This is a genomic window from Pararobbsia alpina, from assembly GCF_965118125.1.
Taxonomy (GTDB): Bacteria; Pseudomonadota; Gammaproteobacteria; order Burkholderiales; family Burkholderiaceae; genus Pararobbsia; species Pararobbsia alpina_A.
Genome location: NZ_OZ221287.1, coordinates 104,346 through 121,776, shown reverse-complemented (window position 1 = coordinate 121,776; position 17,431 = coordinate 104,346). Strand labels below are relative to the sequence as shown.

General features: G+C 64.0%; 15 protein-coding genes. 12 read left to right on the top strand and 3 right to left on the bottom strand.

Annotation, left to right across the window (positions count from 1 at the left end; all coding sequences use genetic code 11):
* Positions 1–98: 98 nt before the first annotated feature.
* From ACMFWR_RS00505 to ACMFWR_RS00450, 12 genes are all read left to right on the top strand, one after another.
* Positions 99–1,034, top strand: coding sequence for a CheR family methyltransferase (locus ACMFWR_RS00505; protein WP_413193116.1), 936 nt, complete (start codon positions 99–101; stop codon positions 1,032–1,034).
* On the top strand, positions 1,031–1,774 hold the full coding sequence (gene cheD, locus ACMFWR_RS00500; protein WP_413193115.1) for a chemoreceptor glutamine deamidase CheD: 744 nt from the start codon (positions 1,031–1,033) through the stop codon (positions 1,772–1,774). Before ACMFWR_RS00505 ends, cheD begins: the two co-directional genes overlap by 4 nt.
* A 59-nt stretch (positions 1,775–1,833) precedes the next feature.
* Positions 1,834–2,859 carry a protein-glutamate methylesterase/protein-glutamine glutaminase gene (locus tag ACMFWR_RS00495; protein WP_413194962.1) on the top strand — a complete coding sequence of 342 codons (1,026 nt, stop codon included), beginning with the start codon at positions 1,834–1,836 and terminating at the stop codon, positions 2,857–2,859.
* Positions 2,860–2,895: 36 nt separating this feature from the next.
* Complete coding sequence (gene cheY / locus ACMFWR_RS00490; protein ID WP_413193114.1) at positions 2,896–3,291, top strand: chemotaxis response regulator CheY; 396 nt, start codon at positions 2,896–2,898, stop codon at positions 3,289–3,291.
* A 7-nt stretch (positions 3,292–3,298) separates the two neighbouring features.
* On the top strand, positions 3,299–3,985 hold the full coding sequence (gene cheZ, locus ACMFWR_RS00485) for a protein phosphatase CheZ (protein ID WP_413193113.1): 687 nt from the start codon (positions 3,299–3,301) through the stop codon (positions 3,983–3,985).
* A gap of 515 nt (positions 3,986–4,500) precedes the next feature.
* Positions 4,501–5,652, top strand: a complete 1,152-nt coding sequence (flhB, locus tag ACMFWR_RS00480; RefSeq protein WP_413193112.1) for a flagellar biosynthesis protein FlhB — start codon at positions 4,501–4,503, stop codon at positions 5,650–5,652.
* Positions 5,649–7,745: a flagellar biosynthesis protein FlhA gene (flhA, locus tag ACMFWR_RS00475; protein ID WP_413193111.1), complete on the top strand. Its 2,097-nt coding sequence runs from the start codon at positions 5,649–5,651 to the stop codon at positions 7,743–7,745. The genes flhB and flhA overlap by 4 nt, the downstream gene beginning before the upstream one ends.
* Complete coding sequence (gene flhF / locus ACMFWR_RS00470) at positions 7,742–10,066, top strand: flagellar biosynthesis protein FlhF (protein ID WP_413193110.1); 2,325 nt, start codon at positions 7,742–7,744, stop codon at positions 10,064–10,066. Before flhA ends, flhF begins: the two co-directional genes overlap by 4 nt.
* Positions 10,059–10,907 (top strand): MinD/ParA family protein, encoded by an 849-nt coding sequence (locus ACMFWR_RS00465; protein WP_413193109.1) that lies wholly within the window; start codon positions 10,059–10,061, stop codon positions 10,905–10,907. The genes flhF and ACMFWR_RS00465 overlap by 8 nt, the downstream gene beginning before the upstream one ends.
* Positions 10,908–10,922: 15 nt before the next feature.
* Positions 10,923–11,657: an RNA polymerase sigma factor FliA gene (locus tag ACMFWR_RS00460; RefSeq protein WP_413193108.1), complete on the top strand. Its 735-nt coding sequence runs from the start codon at positions 10,923–10,925 to the stop codon at positions 11,655–11,657.
* A gap of 197 nt (positions 11,658–11,854) precedes the next feature.
* The gene (locus ACMFWR_RS00455) at positions 11,855–12,352 is read left to right on the top strand and encodes a DUF2844 domain-containing protein (RefSeq protein WP_413193107.1); all 498 of its coding nucleotides are present in this window, start codon (positions 11,855–11,857) and stop codon (positions 12,350–12,352) included.
* 10 nt (positions 12,353–12,362) lie between these two features.
* Complete coding sequence (locus ACMFWR_RS00450; RefSeq protein WP_413193106.1) at positions 12,363–13,706, top strand: DUF3443 family protein; 1,344 nt, start codon at positions 12,363–12,365, stop codon at positions 13,704–13,706.
* Between the two features lie 578 nt (positions 13,707–14,284).
* On the opposite strand, the gene ACMFWR_RS00445 is transcribed toward ACMFWR_RS00450, so the two are convergent.
* The 3 genes from ACMFWR_RS00445 to flgA all read right to left on the bottom strand — a co-directional run bounded on the left by ACMFWR_RS00445 (position 14,285) and on the right by flgA (position 17,370).
* A complete protein-coding gene (locus tag ACMFWR_RS00445) occupies positions 14,285–14,731 on the bottom strand; it encodes a flagella synthesis protein FlgN (protein ID WP_413193105.1) in 447 nt (148 codons plus the stop codon).
* Between the two features lie 72 nt (positions 14,732–14,803).
* Positions 14,804–15,142: a flagellar biosynthesis anti-sigma factor FlgM gene (gene flgM, locus ACMFWR_RS00440; RefSeq protein WP_413193104.1), complete on the bottom strand. Its 339-nt coding sequence runs from the start codon at positions 15,140–15,142 to the stop codon at positions 14,804–14,806.
* Between the two features lie 176 nt (positions 15,143–15,318).
* Positions 15,319–17,370: a flagellar basal body P-ring formation chaperone FlgA gene (gene flgA, locus ACMFWR_RS00435; protein ID WP_413193103.1), complete on the bottom strand. Its 2,052-nt coding sequence runs from the start codon at positions 17,368–17,370 to the stop codon at positions 15,319–15,321.
* Positions 17,371–17,431 lie beyond the last annotated feature (61 nt).

Here is a 17,431-nt window from a genome sequence, read left to right as displayed (position 1 = left end):
AGGCAGCGGCTCGCAGCAATTCGGTCTGAACGACCCCCGCATGGATGTGGGGGGCGCGGACCGCGGTACGAGCGGTATTTGCGAGCCAGGAGAGTGATATGGAAGCGCGCCAGTTGCGACGTAGTGACTCAGAGGAATCCGGTGATGTGCCCGGGCACGAGCGCGATTTCGTCTTTACCAATGCCGATTTCGCGCGGATTCGCGCGCTGATCTACCAGGTAGCAGGCATTTCGCTGTCCGATCACAAGCGGGACATGGTCTACAGCCGGCTCGCGCGTCGTTTGCGCGCGCGCTCGATGACCGTGTTCAGCGAGTATCTCGACTATCTCGAGCGCACGCGAGACGACGCCGAGTGGGAAGCGTTCACCAATTCGCTGACGACCAATCTCACGTCGTTTTTCCGTGAAGCGCATCACTTCCCGATCCTCGCCGACTTCGTCGCCAAGCGCCGCGGTCCGGTGTCGATCTGGTGCTGCGCGGCGTCGACCGGCGAAGAGCCGTATTCGATTGCGATGACGCTGCAGGAGTCGCTCGGCAATGCCGCGCGCAACAGCACGATTCTCGCGACCGATATCGATACGCAGGTGCTTGCCAAGGCGGACGCCGGTGTCTACACGCTCGACCAGGGCAAGAACCTGTCGCCCGAGCGGCTGCGCCGGTTCTTCCTCAAGGGCACGGGTTCGCGCGCCGGGCAGATGAAGGTGCGCCCCGAACTGCGCCAGATGCTCACGTTCTCGCGGCTGAACCTGCACGAAGACCGCTGGCCCGTGCAAGGCCCGTTCGATGTGATCTTCTGCCGCAACGTGATGATCTACTTCGACAAGCCGACGCAAGGCCGCATCCTCGAGCGCTTCGTGCCGTTGATGAAGCACGATGCGCTGCTGTTTGCCGGCCACTCGGAAAATTTCACATACGTATCGCGGTCGTTCCGCCTGAAAGGGCAGACCGTGTACGAGCTTGCCAATGGCACCGCCGCGCGCGGAAGCCAGTCGTCCATGCATGCCTCCGAGGCGGTGCGCGAGGAGGCGTCATGAGCGGTTTGCCGGTTGCGACCAACCGATACTACGACAACAACTTCCAGCGCCCCGGCGTGAAGCTGTTGCCTAACGAGTTCTTCGTCACGCGCGAGGACATGGTGCTGGCGACGGTGCTCGGCTCGTGTGTCGCCGCATGCATCCAGGACCCGGTGGCCGGCATCGGCGGCATGAATCACTTCATGCTGCCCGACGACGGCGCTGACGCGTCGCGCGCCACGTCGGACTCGATGCGCTACGGCGCGTACGCGATGGAAGTGCTGCTCAACGAACTCCTGAAGGGCGGCGCGAAGCGCGAACGCCTCGAGGCGAAGGTGTTCGGTGGCGCCGCGGTGCTCGCCGCGATGACCACGCTGAACATCGGCGACCGCAACTCGGAATTCGTGCGCCGCTACCTCGCGCTCGAAAAAGTCAGAATTACCGCGGAAGACCTTCAGGGTCAGCATCCGCGCAAGGTGTGTTTCATGCCGGCAACCGGCCAGGTCATGGTCAAGAAGCTGCGTGCGGCTCACGAAACACAGGTCACCGAACTTGAACACCGCCTCGCGCGCGAAATGCGCGAGCGCCGCGCAGAACGTGCGCGTGAACGTGTGGAACTGTTCGCCAAGCCGGCCGCAGCGGGGACAACACCCGCGCGACCGAAGATTGAGTTGTTCGGCAAGCCCGGCACCATGACCGGCACCAGCCGGGGTGATTCCTCGGGCTCGTCGACACTTGGCAAAACGATGGAGGAGGCGTGAACGCCCAACGCAAAATCAAGGTCCTGTGCGTCGATGATTCCGCACTGGTCCGTAGCCTCATGACGGAGATCATCCGGAGCCAGCCCGATATGGAGGTCTGCGCAACGGCACCCGATCCGCTCGTGGCGCGTGATCTGATCAAGCAGCACAACCCGGACGTTCTGACGCTCGACGTTGAAATGCCGCGCATGGACGGGCTCGACTTCCTCGAGAAGCTCATGCGCCTGCGTCCGATGCCGGTGCTGATGGTGTCGTCGTTGACGGAACGCGGATCAGAAATTACCCTTCGCGCGCTGGAACTCGGCGCGGTGGATTTCGTGACCAAGCCGAAGGTTGGCATCCGCGACGGCATGCTCGAATACACGGCGATGATCGCCGACAAGATTCGTGCTGCGTCACGGGCACGCGTGCGCCAGGCGCATGCGCATCCGCACGGCACGCCGGTTGCGGCACCTGCGGCAGCGCCGATGGTGCGCAACCCGCTGATCTCGACGGAAAAGCTGATCATCATCGGCGCGTCGACGGGCGGCACTGAAGCGATTCGCGAAGTGCTCGTGCCGCTGCCGCCCGATGCACCCGGCGTGCTGATTACGCAGCATATGCCGGCAGGTTTCACACGGTCCTTCGCACAGCGCCTGAACGGTCTGTGCCGGATCACCGTGAAAGAGGCGGAGCACGGCGAGCGCGTCTTGCCGGGTCACGCCTATATCGCCCCGGGCGACAAGCACTTGTCGCTTGGCCGTAGCGGGGCAAACTACGTCGCACTGCTCGATGACGGGCCGCCGGTCAACCGGCACCGTCCTTCGGTCGACGTGTTGTTCCGGTCGGCCGCGCAGTTTGCGGGGAAGAATGCGATCGGCGTCATCCTGACAGGCATGGGCAAGGACGGAGCTGCCGGGATGGTGGAAATGCACAACGCGGGGGCGCATACCTTTGCGCAAGACGAAGCCAGCTGCATCGTCTTCGGCATGCCGCGCGAAGCAATTGCAGCAGGGGGGGCGGACGAAGTCGTGCCGCTGAACGAAATGTGCGGGCGCGTGATGACACGCCTCGCTGGAATGGGCGAGCGAGCGCATCGCGTGTAAGCGAGAGGCTCCGTCAACGGAAAAACGGGAGTTGTGATGGTTGACAAGAATATGCGGATCCTGGTGGTCGACGACTTTCCGACGATGCGTCGGATCGTGCGTAACCTCCTGAAGGAATTGGGTTTCTCGAACGTCGACGAGGCGGAAGACGGCGCAGCCGGTCTGGCCAAGCTCAAGGGCGGCGGTTTCGAGTTCGTCGTGTCCGACTGGAACATGCCGAACATGGACGGCCTGACGATGCTCAAGGAAATTCGTGCCGATGCCTCGATCTCGGGCCTGCCGGTCCTGATGGTCACGGCTGAAGCGAAAAAGGAAAACATCATCGCGGCGGCGCAAGCCGGTGCGAATGGCTATGTCGTGAAGCCTTTCACGGCGGCCACCCTGGACGAGAAGCTCAGCAAGATTCTCGAGAAGATGGCCAAGGAAGCGTGAGGCCATCATGGAGAACACCGCTGAGAAGGACGTCGTCGGTCACGACGGCGAGGATTCGCACGACAAGTTAGTCAGCCGTATCGGTCAACTCACGCGCATGCTGCGCGACAGCATGCGCGAGCTCGGGCTCGACAAGCAGGTCGAGCGTGCCGCGGAAGCGATTCCCGATGCGCGCGACCGTTTGAAGTATGTCGCGAACATGACCGAGCAGGCTGCCGAGCGCGCGCTGAACGCGATCGAAGTGGCCAAGCCGATGCAGGAGCGCATGCGCGCCGAAGCCATCGACCTCGACGGCCGCTGGCAGACGTGGTACGACTCGTCGCTGCCGCTCGAGGAAGCACGCTCGCTCGTGTCCGACACGCGTGCGTTTATCGGCCGCGTGCCGGAAGACGCGCAGGCGACGGCGTCGCAGCTCATGGAGATCATGCTCGCGCAGGATTTCCAGGATCTGACGGGCCAGGTGATCAAGAAGATCATGGAGGTGGTCTACAACATCGAGCAGCAGTTGCTCGCCGTGTTGCTCGAGAACATCTCGCCGGAACGCCGTGCGGAACTGATCGCTGTCGTGTCGGGTGTGGGCATCACGGGTGGCGACAGCCTGATGAACGGCCCGCAGGTCAATACGGAAGGCAAAGACGACGTTGTGACCGACCAGGATCAGGTCGACGATCTGCTGACCAGCCTCGGGTTCTGATCCAAAGCGGTGTGAAGGGTCTCACTGCGCGTGCCGACGTCGGTACGCGCGGTCGCTTGCATCCATCAATTGGGGCCAGCGAATCAATCGCCTTGAACTCGCGTCTGCAGACTTTTCAGACGCGGATCGGGGTCGCCTGAAGCAAGGGTGTCAAAAGGGTGTCCGCCTGCCGCGGCCACCCTTTTTTGTTACCTGCCGCGCGCGATTGACCGCGCAAACCGGCGTCTGGCGTGGGTTCGGAAAGAGTTTCCGGCGCAGCGGGGCATCGTTAACGGCAGCGATCTGTCGACCTTAAGCGTCGAAAAGCCGCGTTCGTGCTCCCGTTTTTTAAACGCCGGTATGCCGAATTCCGTCTCAGGCCCGTGCCATCAGGGGTTTCCCGGCGTTTTTACCGACGGGTTTGATCCCATGAAATACGCCAATTTCCCCCTTTTCCTCCTCAGATCGTGACTTGACCCGATTCGGAATAATTCTCCTCACTGGCACTCATCCTGAGAGCCGGGCAGGAGAAGCAAGTGGCTGAGGATAGCGATAGCGAGAAGACAGAATCTGCGACACCCCGGCGCCTCGAAAAGGCGCGCGAGGAAGGGCAGGTTGCGCGTTCGCGCGAACTGTCGACGTTCGCTTTGCTCGTCGCCGGTTTCGGCATGGTGTACGCGAACGCCGGCAATATCGCCATGCACCTCAAGGTCGGCATGCGTACCGCGTTCACGTTCGACCGCGCATTTGTCATGGCGCCGGACCGTATGATGCCCAAGGCCATGATCATCATCACGCTGGGCGCGAAGTGCGCCGCGCCGGTGATCGGCGCCCTGTACCTCGCTGCCATCCTGTCGCCGATGGCGCTTGGCGGCTGGCTTCTCACGACCAAGACCCTGGCGCCGAACTTCGGCCGCCTGAACCCGATTTCCGGCATCGGCCGCCTGTTCTCGGCCAACACGATCGTCCAGCTGGGCATGTCGATCCTCAAGTGCCTCGTCGTCGGCGGCGTTGCGTTCTGGGCGGTGGTCGCCAGTAAGGACCAGGTGCTCCAGTTGTTTTCACAGCCCCTCGGCGTCGCGATGACCGAAGGTGCGCAGATCGTCGCCGGCACCATCGGCAAGATCGTCCTCGCCTTCCTGCTGCTGGTGATCGCCGATGTGCCCTGGCAGCTCTACAGCTACGCGAAGAAGCTGCGCATGACCAAGGAAGAGGTCAAGCGCGAATTCAAGGAAAGCGAAGGCGACCCGCATATCAAGGGCAAGATCCGCGCACAACAACGTGCGATGGCTCGCCGCCGCATGATGGCCAACGTGCCGCAAGCCGACGTGATCGTCACGAACCCGACCCACTACGCCGTGGCGCTGCAGTACAGCGACTCGTCGATGCGTGCGCCGAAGGTCATCGCCAAGGGCATGGACCTCGTGGCCGCCCGCATCAAGGAAATCGGCGCCGAACACAAGATTCCGGTGCTCGAAGCGCCGCCGCTTGCACGGGCGCTCTTCTACAACGTCGACCTGAACAAGGAAATCCCGGCTGCGCTGTACAGCGCCGTCGCTGAAGTGCTCGCCTGGGTGTTCCAACTGCGCCGCTGGAAAGTTGAAGGCGGCATTGGCTCCGTTGCCCCTACCGCGCCGACCGACCTCGAAGTCCCGGCCGAACTCGATAAACACGGGAGTGTTGCATGACCACGCGCGGTGCCATGCTCAAGCTGCCGCCGGCATTGACCGGCGCAAATACGAAGGCCCTGGCAGGCCCTGTCCTGATCGTCATGATCCTGGGCATGATGATCCTGCCGTTGCCGGCGTTCCTGCTTGATCTGCTGTTCACGTTCAACATCGCCCTGTCGATCATGGTGCTGCTCGTCAGCATGTACACCATGAAGCCGCTCGACTTCGCCGCGTTCCCGAGCGTGCTGCTGTTCTCGACGCTGCTGCGCCTCTCGCTGAACGTCGCGTCGACCCGGATCGTGCTGCTCGAAGGTCACACCGGTCCCGACGCTGCAGGTAAGGTCATTGAATCGTTCGGCCACTTCCTCGTCGGCGGCAACTTCGCCGTCGGTATCGTCGTGTTCGTGATCCTGATGGTCATCAACTTCATGGTGATCACGAAGGGTGCGGGCCGGATCGCTGAAGTGTCCGCACGCTTTACGCTCGATGCCATGCCCGGCAAGCAGATGGCGATCGACGCCGACCTGAACGCCGGCATGATCAACGAAGACCAGGCACGCAAGCGTCGCCAGGCCGTGTCGCAGGAAGCCGAGTTCTACGGCTCGATGGACGGTGCAAGCAAGTTCGTGCGCGGCGACGCGATCGCGGGCCTGCTGATCATGGTGATCAATATCATCGGCGGCCTGATCGTCGGCGTGCTCCAGCACGGCATGGACATCGGCGCGGCCGCGAAGAACTACACGCTGCTGACCATCGGTGACGGGCTCGTCGCACAGATCCCGTCGCTCGTGATCTCGACCGCAGCCGGTGTGATCGTCTCGCGCGTGGCCACCGATGAAGACATCGGTTCGCAGCTCGTGAACCAGCTGTTCACGAATCCGCGTGTGCTTGCGATCACGGGCGGCATCCTCGCGATCATGGGGCTGATCCCCAACATGCCGCACATCGCGTTTCTGGCGCTCGGCGGTGGCCTGATTTATGCCGCGCGCTCGCTGCGCCGGAAGGCCGCCGAAGCGCAAGTGACGGCGCTGACGGTCGTGCCGACCGCGGCGGTTACCAGCGGTGAAGCGCCCGAAGCGAGCTGGGAAGACGTCACGCTCGTCGATTCGCTGGGCCTCGAAGTCGGCTATCGCCTGATTCCGCTCGTCGATCGCTCGCAAGACGGCGAACTGCTCAAGCGGATCAAGGGCATTCGCAAGAAGTTCGCGCAGGAAATCGGCTTTCTGCCGCCGGTCGTCCACATCCGCGACAACCTGGAACTGCGCCCGAATACGTACCGGATCGCACTCAACGGCGTCGAAATGGGCGGTGGCGATGCGTACCCCGGTCAATGGCTCGCCATCAATCCGGGTCAGGTCTCGCAGCAATTGCCGGGCGCACAGACGCGCGACCCCGCGTTCGGTCTGCAAGCTGTCTGGATCGACCAGCACATGCGCGATCAGGCTCAGGTGTTCGGCTACACGGTGGTCGATGCGAGCACGGTGATCGCCACGCACTTGAACCACCTCGTGGTCACGCATGCCGGCGAACTGCTCGGCCGTCAGGAAGTCACGGCGCTGCTCGAACGCATCGGCCGCGAATCGCCGAAGCTCGTCGAGGACCTGGTGCCGAAGACGATCGCGCTGCCCACGCTGCAGAAGGTGCTGCAGGGCCTGCTCGAGGAAGGCGTGCCTATCCGCGACATGCGCACGATTCTGGATGCCGTCGCCGACAACGCGCCGCGCATCACCGATGCCAACGATCTGCTCGCTGTGGTTCGCCTGTCCCTGGGCCGTGCGATCACGCAGCAGTGGTACCCGGGCACCGGCGAAATGCAGGTCATCGGTCTCGACGGCCAGCTCGAACGCCTGCTGTCGCAAGCGCTGGCTGCTGGCCCGAACCCCGGTCTCGAACCGAATCTGGCCAGCAACCTGATGCAGCAGACCGAACAGGCCGTGCAGCGTCAGCAGATGCTCGGCAACCCGCCGGTCCTGTTGGTGCAGCACCCGTTGCGCGCGATGCTCTCGCGCTTCCTGCGGCGAAACATGCCGCAACTGAAAGTTTTGTCGTACGCCGAGGTTCCTGATACCCGGACCATCAAGGTGACGACGTTGATTGGAGGTCAAGCTTGAAGATCCGCAAATTCATCGCCGGCTCGTCGCGCGAAGCGCTACGACTCGTCCGCGAGGCACTCGGCGACGACGCTGTGGTCTTGTCGAATCGTGCGATCGAAGGGGGCGTCGAGCTCACCGCGCTCGCCGAAGACGAGCTCGCTTCGCTGGCCTCGCCCACGGATGAAGCTGCGCGCCGCGCGGCGCGCACTGCACGTCGCGACGCCCAGGGCGGCGCGTTGCCCTACGGCACGGCAGGCGGCGCCGCGGGTGGCATGGCAGGCAACGGCGGCTCGCAAGGCGGTTACGCCGGCGGCCAGCCGATGCCGGGTTCGTCGATGCAAAACGGTGCAGCAGCGGGCCGTGGCATGAATGGATCGGCAATGAACGGGTCGTCGATGGGCGGATCGTCCATGGGCGGATCGGCGATGAACGGTTCGGGCATGAACGGCGCGTCGATGCACGGCGCCGGCGCTGAACTGGCCGCCGGGATGCCGTCGGCTGCACCCCACGCTTCGCAGTACGCAACACCGCCGGAATCGACGGGCTATATCAGCCCGCACAGCCCGCAAGGCCTGGCCGCGCAAAACGCGCAGCTCGCCGGTGCGCTGTTTGCCGGTGAACACTACGACACGCTGTCGACGACGGCCTACGCAGCACCGGGCTCGGACGCACAACCGAGCGAAGTGTTCGGCGGTCTGGCACAGACGCGCGCCGCGCAGTCGGCCGCGTTTGCAGAGCGCGCTGCACAAGCGGCTCCGGCCCAGCCTTCGCCGTATCGTGCGCCGGCCGCCGGCGCCTATGGTGCGGATCCGTTTGCCTCGACGTTCGGTCAGTCGCCTGAACCCGTCGCCGCGCCTGCCGCTCCGCAATACCTGAGCGAGCCGCCGGCTGACTACGACACGATGCACGGCGAATCGCTCGCACGCGCCATGGCCGCTCGCGCCGCGCTTGCCAATGCGAACCAGCACGTGATGCCGCTGACGGCATCGGAAGCCGCAAGCAAGGGCCTCGGCCGCACGGCACCGGCGCGCGAAGAGCGCGAGTTGCCCGCACCGTCGCCGTTCTCGTTCGACTCGGTCGAAGCGACGGAAACGCCGTACAACCACCGTGCCCGTTCGGCTGAAGAAGAGTCGACGCGCGATGCGAAGGACAGCGCCGAGCGTCTCAACGAGCGCCTGATCGAACGCGCACAGGAACGCAACGAACGCCAGGCTGATCGCGCAGAACGTGCCGAGCGTGCAGAACGTGCCGAGCGCGAACCCGTCCGCGCAAGCGAACGTGCGGAACCGGTGGTTCAAAGCCGCTCGGAATCGGCCGCTGCCGAAGTCCAGGAATCGCTGCTCGAGCGCGTGAAGGCGTCGCTGATGGGCGAACTGCAATCGATGCGCGGCGCGCTCGAAGAGCAGCTCGCGGGCCTGACCTGGTCGGATCGTCAGCGCCGTCAGCCGGTGCGTAACCAGATCGCCAAGACGGTGTTGTCGACGGGCTTCTCGGCACAGTTCACGAACCTGCTGCTCGACCGCATGCCGCAGAACCTGCAGGAGCCCGCTGCTGCGCTCGACTGGATCAAGGCTGCAATCGAACGCAACCTGCCGGTGCTCGACGACGAAGACGTCATGATGGAAAAGGGCGGCGTCTACGCGCTGATGGGCCCGACGGGCGTCGGCAAGACGACGACCACGGCCAAGCTCGCCGCACGTTGCGTGATGCGCTTCGGCGCAGAGCGCGTGGCCCTGCTCACGACGGATAGCTACCGGATCGGCGCGCATGAACAACTGCGCATCTACGGCAAGATCCTCGGCGTATCGGTGCATGCCGTGAAGGATGCCGCCGACCTCAAGCTGACGCTCGACGAACTGCGCAACAAGCACATCGTGCTGATCGACACGATCGGCATGAGCCAGCGCGACCGCGCGCTGACCGAACAGGTCGCGATGCTGTGCGGCACGGGCCGCCCGGTTCAGCGCCTGCTGCTGCTGAATGCGACGAGCCACGGCGACACGCTCAACGAAGTGGTCCACGCCTACCGCGGCCAGGCTCCGGCCGGCGGCCCGGGCGAACTCGCAGGCTGCATCCTGACCAAGCTCGATGAAGCCACGAATATCGGCGCGGTGCTCGACACGGTGATTCGCTACAAGTTGCCGGTGCACTACGTCTCGACGGGCCAGAAAGTGCCTGAAAACCTTTATGTCGCACGCAAGCCGTTCCTGATGAAGAGCGCATTCTGCATCCCGCGCGAAAGCTCGCCATTTACGCCTGCCGACGACGATTTTCCGGTCGTGATGACCGGTACACAAGCACGTTCAACTGCTGAATTGAGTGAGGTTCGCCTTGGATAAGCATGTCCTGGATCAAGCGGAAGGTCTGCGTCGTTTGCTGGCGCGCGATGCCCCGCGAGTGGTCACGCTCGTCGGCGGTGATGAACAGGCAGGCACCAGCAGTGCAGTGATCAACCTTGCGGCCGCACTCGCGCGCCAGGGCAAGGACGTGCTCGTGATCGACGAACAGTGCGACGCGAAGTCGCTCGTCGAAGCCGTCGGCGCCGATCGTGCACGGACCCTGTCCGATGTCGTCGCAGGCAACGCGACGATCGAAGAAATCTCGGCGCAATTCGACGAGCGCGTTCGTGTGATCGCCTCGCCGCTTGGCACCCTCGCGGGCTGCAGCCCGACGCAGACCCTTGCATCGCTGAACTGCGGCGTAGACGTCGTGCTCATCGATGCAAAGGTCGACGACGAGGGCGCGCTGTCGCCGATCGCCATGCAGGCACACGACGTGGTCGTCGTCATGCGTGCGAATGCTCAATCCATCACGGGCGCGTATGCGTGCGTGAAGCGCTTGCACTTCGCCCATGCGATCCACCAGTTCCGTGTGCTGATCAATGGTGTGACGAGCGCCAGCGACGCCTACAGCGTCTACCAGAATTTGACGGCAGTCGGCAGCCGTTACCTCGCAGTTTCCTTCTCGCCCGCGGGCGCGGTTTCGCTGGACGTGCGCCTTGCGCGCGCCGCGCTGCTGAACCGCACTGTGGTAGAGGCATTCCCGGCCGCGCCGGCAACGCTGGACTTCCGGCGTATCGCGGTCGATTTGTTGCACTGGCCGTGGCGGCCGGCCGTTCAGGCCCCAGCCCGCGGCATGACAAGCCGCGCGGCGCATGCGCCGCTCGCATCGACCGTTTGATCGGGGAGAGACACGATGTACACCCCTCAAGGAAAAGTGACGCAATCCGAGGTGCTGACGCAGTACGCACCTCTTGTACGCCGCCTTGCTTTACAACTCGTCGCCAAGCTTCCGGCGAGCGTCGACCTCGACGATCTGATCCAGGCCGGCATGATCGGCCTGCTCGACGCCGCGGGACGCTACAAGGAAGACCAGGGCGCACAGTTCGAAACCTATGCCAGCCAGCGAATCCGCGGCGCCATGCTCGATGAGCTGCGCAGCAACGACTGGCTGCCGCGCAGCCTGCGCAAGACCTCGCGTGAGGTGGAGCAGGCCGTGCACGAAGTCGAACAACAAGTCGGACGGGCACCGAGCGAAACCGAAATCGCCGCCCACATGCAAATGCCGCTGGGTGATTACCAGGGCATGTTGCAGGACCTGCATGGCAGCCAGTTGATCTACTACGAGGACTTCGATCGCGGTGGCGACGATGAGCCGTTCCTCGACCGGTATTGCGTGGATCACTCCGACCCATTGTCGGCATTGCTTGACGACAACCTGCGTAGCGCGCTGATCGAAGCGATCGACCGCTTGCCGGATCGTGAAAAATTGCTGATGAGTTTATATTACGAGCGTGGTTTGAACCTGCGCGAGATTGGCGCTGTGATGGAAGTGAGCGAATCTCGTGTCTGCCAGTTGCATTCCCAGGCTGTAACCCGGCTGCGCGCACGTTTGCGTGAGCAAAGCTGGACTGCAGCGCCAACGAATTAATCAGACAAGTCAGCCGGTCCCGCTCGTCCGGCTCTTCGTCGTCTTAGTTCATTCGGTAAGTCAGGTATTACGGACGTTTTGCGCGTCTGTAATGCTAAGGAAAGCGAAACGTCATGTAGTCGACATGACGGCGCTGGAAGATCTCACACTTCGTTCGGTCGTGCGCATTTTTTGTGCCCGATATTAAGGAACCCAAAATGAGTTTGAAACGGCATTACGGCCTGGCGGCAGCGCTGGGGCTCGTGTGCTGGTCGGGGTATGCATGCGCGACGCTGGGCCAGTCACAAGACTCGGTCGAAGCAGACCGCATCAGAATGGGCGCTGTGCGCCAGAGCGTCGAAAACAATTCGGCGGTCATGCGTGCAGCAGTCTCGAGCAGCTATTCGGTCCAGCAGATTTCTTTGAGTGACGACACCATCGTTCGCGAGTACGTGAGCGCATCGGGTGTCGTGTTCGGTGTGGCATGGCAAGGCGCGTCGATTCCGCCGCTGCGTCAATTGCTCGGCGACGACGTGTTCACGAAGACGCAAGCGGCGTATCAGGTCGCGCGCGCAGCCAATCCGGGCCGCGGCCCGGTTTCGCTCGCAACCAGCGACATCGTGTTCGTGTCGGGCGGTCACCCGCAAGCGTTTGTCGGCAACGCCTATGTGCCGCGACTCCTCCCGGCGGGCGTCGACCCGTCGGTCATCCGTTAAGGAGCCGGCCATGCATAGCTACAAACTCTGGGGCGCACTCGCGGTGTGCGCGGTGCTCGCCGCATGCGGCGGTGGTGGCGGTGGTGGTGAAACCGCTTCGACTCCGACGCAGCAAAACACGACCGTGCAGGGCAGCACGACGATCACGCAGGTGATCGCGAGCGCGGGCGCGAATGCAGCGACGATTACCGTTGCTGCGGCACCGGCGCCGACCAATGTGGTCGTGGCCAACGTGCCGATGGTCACGGTGAAGATCTGCGCGCCGTCGAACCCGTCGCAATGCGCGACGATCAACAACGTCCAGGTCGATACGGGCTCGAGCGGTTTCCGCGTGCTCAGGTCGGCACTCGACAGCGCAATGGGCAGCACGGCAACGTGGCAGGCGGCGTTCCCGCAAGTCACCGCACCGAGCAGCGCGAATGCGCTGGGCGAATGCATGACGTTTGCGGACGGTATCGCGTTCGGCGGCATCCACAAGGCCAGCCTGACGGTTGCGAATGAAACGGCATCGAACCTCAATATCGAGGTGATCGACGATCCGGCGACACCGAAGCCGACGACGACGCAGACCAACGCCGACGGCACGATCCAGACCGCGTTGAACAACTGCGAAAATCTGGCGAACCAGAACACGCCGCAATTGCTGCACGCGAACGGTGTGCTCGGTGTCGGTACGGCGGTCGATGACTGCTACTACTGCCACAGCGGGCACAATGCGACGCCGATGTACTACAGCTGCACGACGTCGTGTACGAACCTCGCGGGTACGGCGCTGACCTCGACGCAGCTCGTCGCCAACCCGGTCACGCTGTTCCCGGTCGACAACAACGGCGTGATCGTCGAGTTGCCGGCGGTACCGGCGACAGGTTCTGCGAGCGTGACGGGTGTGCTGGTATTTGGCATCGGAACGCAGGCGAACAATGCGCTGGGTAGTGCACAAGTGCTGCAGGCCGATTCGATCAGCGGCAACATCACGACCGCGTTCCAGGGCAACAGCCTGACGAACAGCTTCTTCGATAGCGGTTCGAACTCGCTGTTCTTCCCGGCTTCGATCGCGACGTGCGCGGATGCGACTTCGTTCTATTGCCCGACCTCGACGCAGTCGTTGAGCGCCATGGTTGAAGGCGTGAACGGTACCAACGCGACGATCAATTTCACGGTCGCCAACACCGACACGCTGACGAACTCGGGCAACTTCGCGTTCAACAACCAGGCCGGCACGACGGGCGCCTACTTCGGCGGCAGCGGCGGTACGTTCGACTGGGGCCTGCCCGCGTTCTTCGGCCGCAACGTCTACACGGCAGTCACGGGCTCGACCACGAGCGGCCATCCGGGCCCGTTCTACGCGTTCTAGTTCACAGGGCCCCGTTCAAGGGGGCCCGATTCAGCAGCGCCGATTTACCCTGTAACACCACCTGCATGGCGCCTCAGCTTCGGCTGCGGCGCTATTTTTTTGCGGGTACAAAACGGCGAAGCGGTACGCGAAGAGCGGCGTATCGCGCGAGCCGAAGCGCCGAAGCGCCGAAGCGCCGAAGAGCCGAAGCGCCGAAGAGCCGAAGAGCCGAAGAGCCGACAAGCCGACGAGTCCATTAGCCTGCAGGCGATGCGGGTTGGAAAAGCTATGGGTGGTGTGGGGCCGGGGTGGGCAGCCGACGGTGTCCGCGAGCGCATATTGCGCCTCATCGTTGAGGTCGACGCTGACCTCAGCAGGAGCGCAACGGAGGCTGGGGCCCGGTAGGAATTCGGTGCGCGTTCGTTAAGGTCGGCAAGGCGACGCGTTGTCGCACAGCGTTCGTTGCTGCTGCGCAAACGCGTAGCCGCCGCCGACACGCGACTCGCCGCAACGGGCGGAGTCAGCGTGAGTGCGCGGAATAGCAGGGGGTACGACGACGCGCGGACCGATGACAACGGTCCGCGACAAGCAGCAGGGTCTTAGCGCGATTGCATCGACATCGGCAAACGGCCGTCCGGGCCGTAAATCGCCGGCGCGCCAGCCGCCAGGCGCAGAGCGATCAGCGCCTGATGGTTGTAGTCCATGCGGGTCTTGATCAGCAGGCCGTTCGTGACGTTGCGCGCACGGGCGCGCTCGGCCGAAGTCAGCAAGGCTTTCCAGGCGGTGGAGAGCGATTCGTCGGTGCCGATCGCCGAAGTCATGCCTTCGCGGTTCGCGGGCAAACCCATTTGGGCCAGCGCGGCTTCGCGCTGTTTGCCGAACACGCTGAGCTTTTCGGTCAGATCGGTCTTGCGCTCGACGATGCCAGGCAGCACCGCCATCAGGTTGCCGTCGATCAGCGCGGCTTCTTCCTGCTCGAGGACTTCGGTGAAGGCTTCGACAGCGTTGAGCTCGTCCTGCAGGGCGTCCAGCAATGCAGCAGTCATTTCATGTGCTCCGATGAGATGCGGATCGCCCCCAGGGCGCCCCGCACACGGCGGATCACATGACCCGCCGGGTTACGACGTTTTCAAAAAACTGCGGACCGAATCGATCAGACCGTCGGCAATCTTGCTCGTGTCGATGGGCAACTGTCCCTTGCTGATCGCATCTTTGATCTGCTGAACAGTATTCACATCGATGTCGCCGACGTTCGTGCCGCCGCTACGCAGCGTCGACGAAAGGGGCGACAGGCTGACATCGCTCGTGCCGTTCGACGACGTTTGCACGTTCGTCGGCGCGACATTGGCGGCGGCAGCTGCTGCTGCGGCAGCCGTGCTTTGGGCGCGTTGGGCGTTGTCCTTGACGGTACTACCGATGTCCGCGATGTTCTGGCTGACGGATGGATCGATTTTCACGATAGCTTCCTAATTCTGAGTGACTTGCCTTCTTTAACGGCAGTGCCCCTCACAACTTTAAAAGCCCCCCGGTCAGTGCCGGGCTTCCGACAGCCAAATCGCTTCCTTCCCTACTAAAAACTCCTTTTAAATCAATGGCGTAACACTAAAGGTGCAGAGTTGTTACCAGATGTACGTCACATGGGGATCTGCACAACACCGCGTCCTGCGGCTGTGCCAACCACCGTTTCACCGTTGTCGGTCTTGACCCGGACCTGCTGGCCCGGGCTCGCGTTGTTCATTGCGCTGCCGCTGACGCTGATCGAAAAGCCGTTGCCTTCGGCCACCACCTTGACCGTCTGGCCAAGCTGGATCGCGCTCACCGAGCGGACCAGGTCGCTGCGCACGGGCAGGCCCGGCGTGAGCCGGTTCTGCGCGACGCCGCCGATCACCTGGGCCGGATCGGTCACAATCGCGCGCGGCATGACCGCGAGGTCGCCGTCGCGCGGCAGCAGATCGCCCGGCTGAATCACGTCGCCCGCGTTGATCTGGCGAGCCGCGACGTAGTACGTCGCCTGCACCGAGATCCGCGCCACCACATAAAACGTCCACGGCTTGTCGGCGATGCAGCGCACGCCGACGGTCGTACGGCCCCAGAGCGGCGCACCCGGCGCCATAAAGGCCTGAATGTTGTCGCACGCGGCGAGTCCGCGCGGCGCGATCGGCGGCACGGCAATCGTCACGTGGCCCGGCAGGCCGGTGGCCTGCTGGCGCAGAAAATCTTCAACCGTCTTGATGATGACGGCCGGGTCTTGCTTGCCGGCGAGCGCCGGTTGGGTGAACTGCGCAGCGCCGCCGTGCTCGACCGTCACGGAATGTGCGATCGGCGGGCCATCGGACGACAGCACGGTCACCGCGGGCGCGGGGCGAACGGCTCGACCGTTTGCCTGTTGCGCTCCGGCATCGGCCGCGTTGGCCTGATTCCCGTTGCCTGCGGCAGCGCTGGCGTTGGCCATGGCCGCTGTATTGATGCCGTCGCCCTGGGCGCCAGCCTCTTCATTGATTTCCTTCTGCGCCATGGCGGTCTTCGTCGCTGCCGCTGCGGCAAACCGCGCGGCTGGCGACATCGCCGTGCCCATGCTTTGGCCGGGCTGAATCGTCTCGAGCGCCGGCATCGTGCGCGCCGTCGGCACGTTCGACGTGGCCGAGAACTGGAGTTTCGATTTGCCTGCGGCCCCGGCCCCGGCTGCTGCGTTTGCGTTCGCGGCTTCGGCGTTGCCCTTCGCACCGGCAGTTGCGCCGGCCTTCAGATTCGCAGCGGCGATATTCGCGCCGCTGGAATTCGCTGCATTCAGATTTGCACCCGAATTCGCGATCGCCGCGGCGTTGACGGCCGTCTTCGGCGAACCGGAGCCGTCATGCGCGAGTTCGGTCGCGGCTTGCTGTTGCAGGCGCGCGAGGTCGGCGCCAACCGGCGCCGAGGGCTCATTCGATGCGGCGGTCGCGGGATTGAACGCAACGCGCCGGATTCCTGTGCCGGCAGCCGGGTTGGCCCCATTGGCGCGGTTTGCCCCGTTGGCAAGCAGTGCCGCAACAGCCGGATTCAGAGATGGCTCGGCCGAGTTCGAGCCTGCGGCGTTGGCAGCCAGCGCGTTTGCGCTGTATGGGGTGCTTCTCGCCGCAGTCGGGGTCGTCCCAACCGGATTCGCCGCGCCCGGATTCGTCCCGTTCGGGTTGGCGGCGGTCGAATTCGCCCCATTCAACACGGCCATGTATGCCGCGCGTGCTGCTGCCGGTGACGGCGTCGTCGGGCCGGACACTGTTTCGACGGTGACGCCGGCAGGCTTTCCGCCTGCGCCGGCATTACCGGGGATCACGATCTGGGCGCCGCGCGAGGCGGCCTGGAATGCGGCTTCGGCGCGTGCGGCCTCGGCAGACGCACCGCCTTGAGCGTTATAGCCGGCCGCGGCGTTGCCGCCTGCGGTTGTGCCAGCATTTGCGCCCGCATACGTACCGGCGTTGGCGCGACCGGCGTAAGCATTGGTGGAATTGCCACCCGCCGCCGTTTCGCCGTTGCCCGGAATCATGATCATGCCGTCCGACGCCGACTGCGCGGCCGCCGGAATCGGCAGCAGGGCGAGCGCCGGGAGGGCCGGCAACGCCAGCGCGGCGCCGAGCAGGCCGACGGCGCGTGCGACGCGCCCGGCCAGCTGCGCCGTGGCTTCGATCGTAGTGCTCCGTGGGTTCATATCTCTGCTCCGCTTCACTGCGTTGCCACGTTGGCGCGCGCTGCGCTTCCGGGCGGATTTA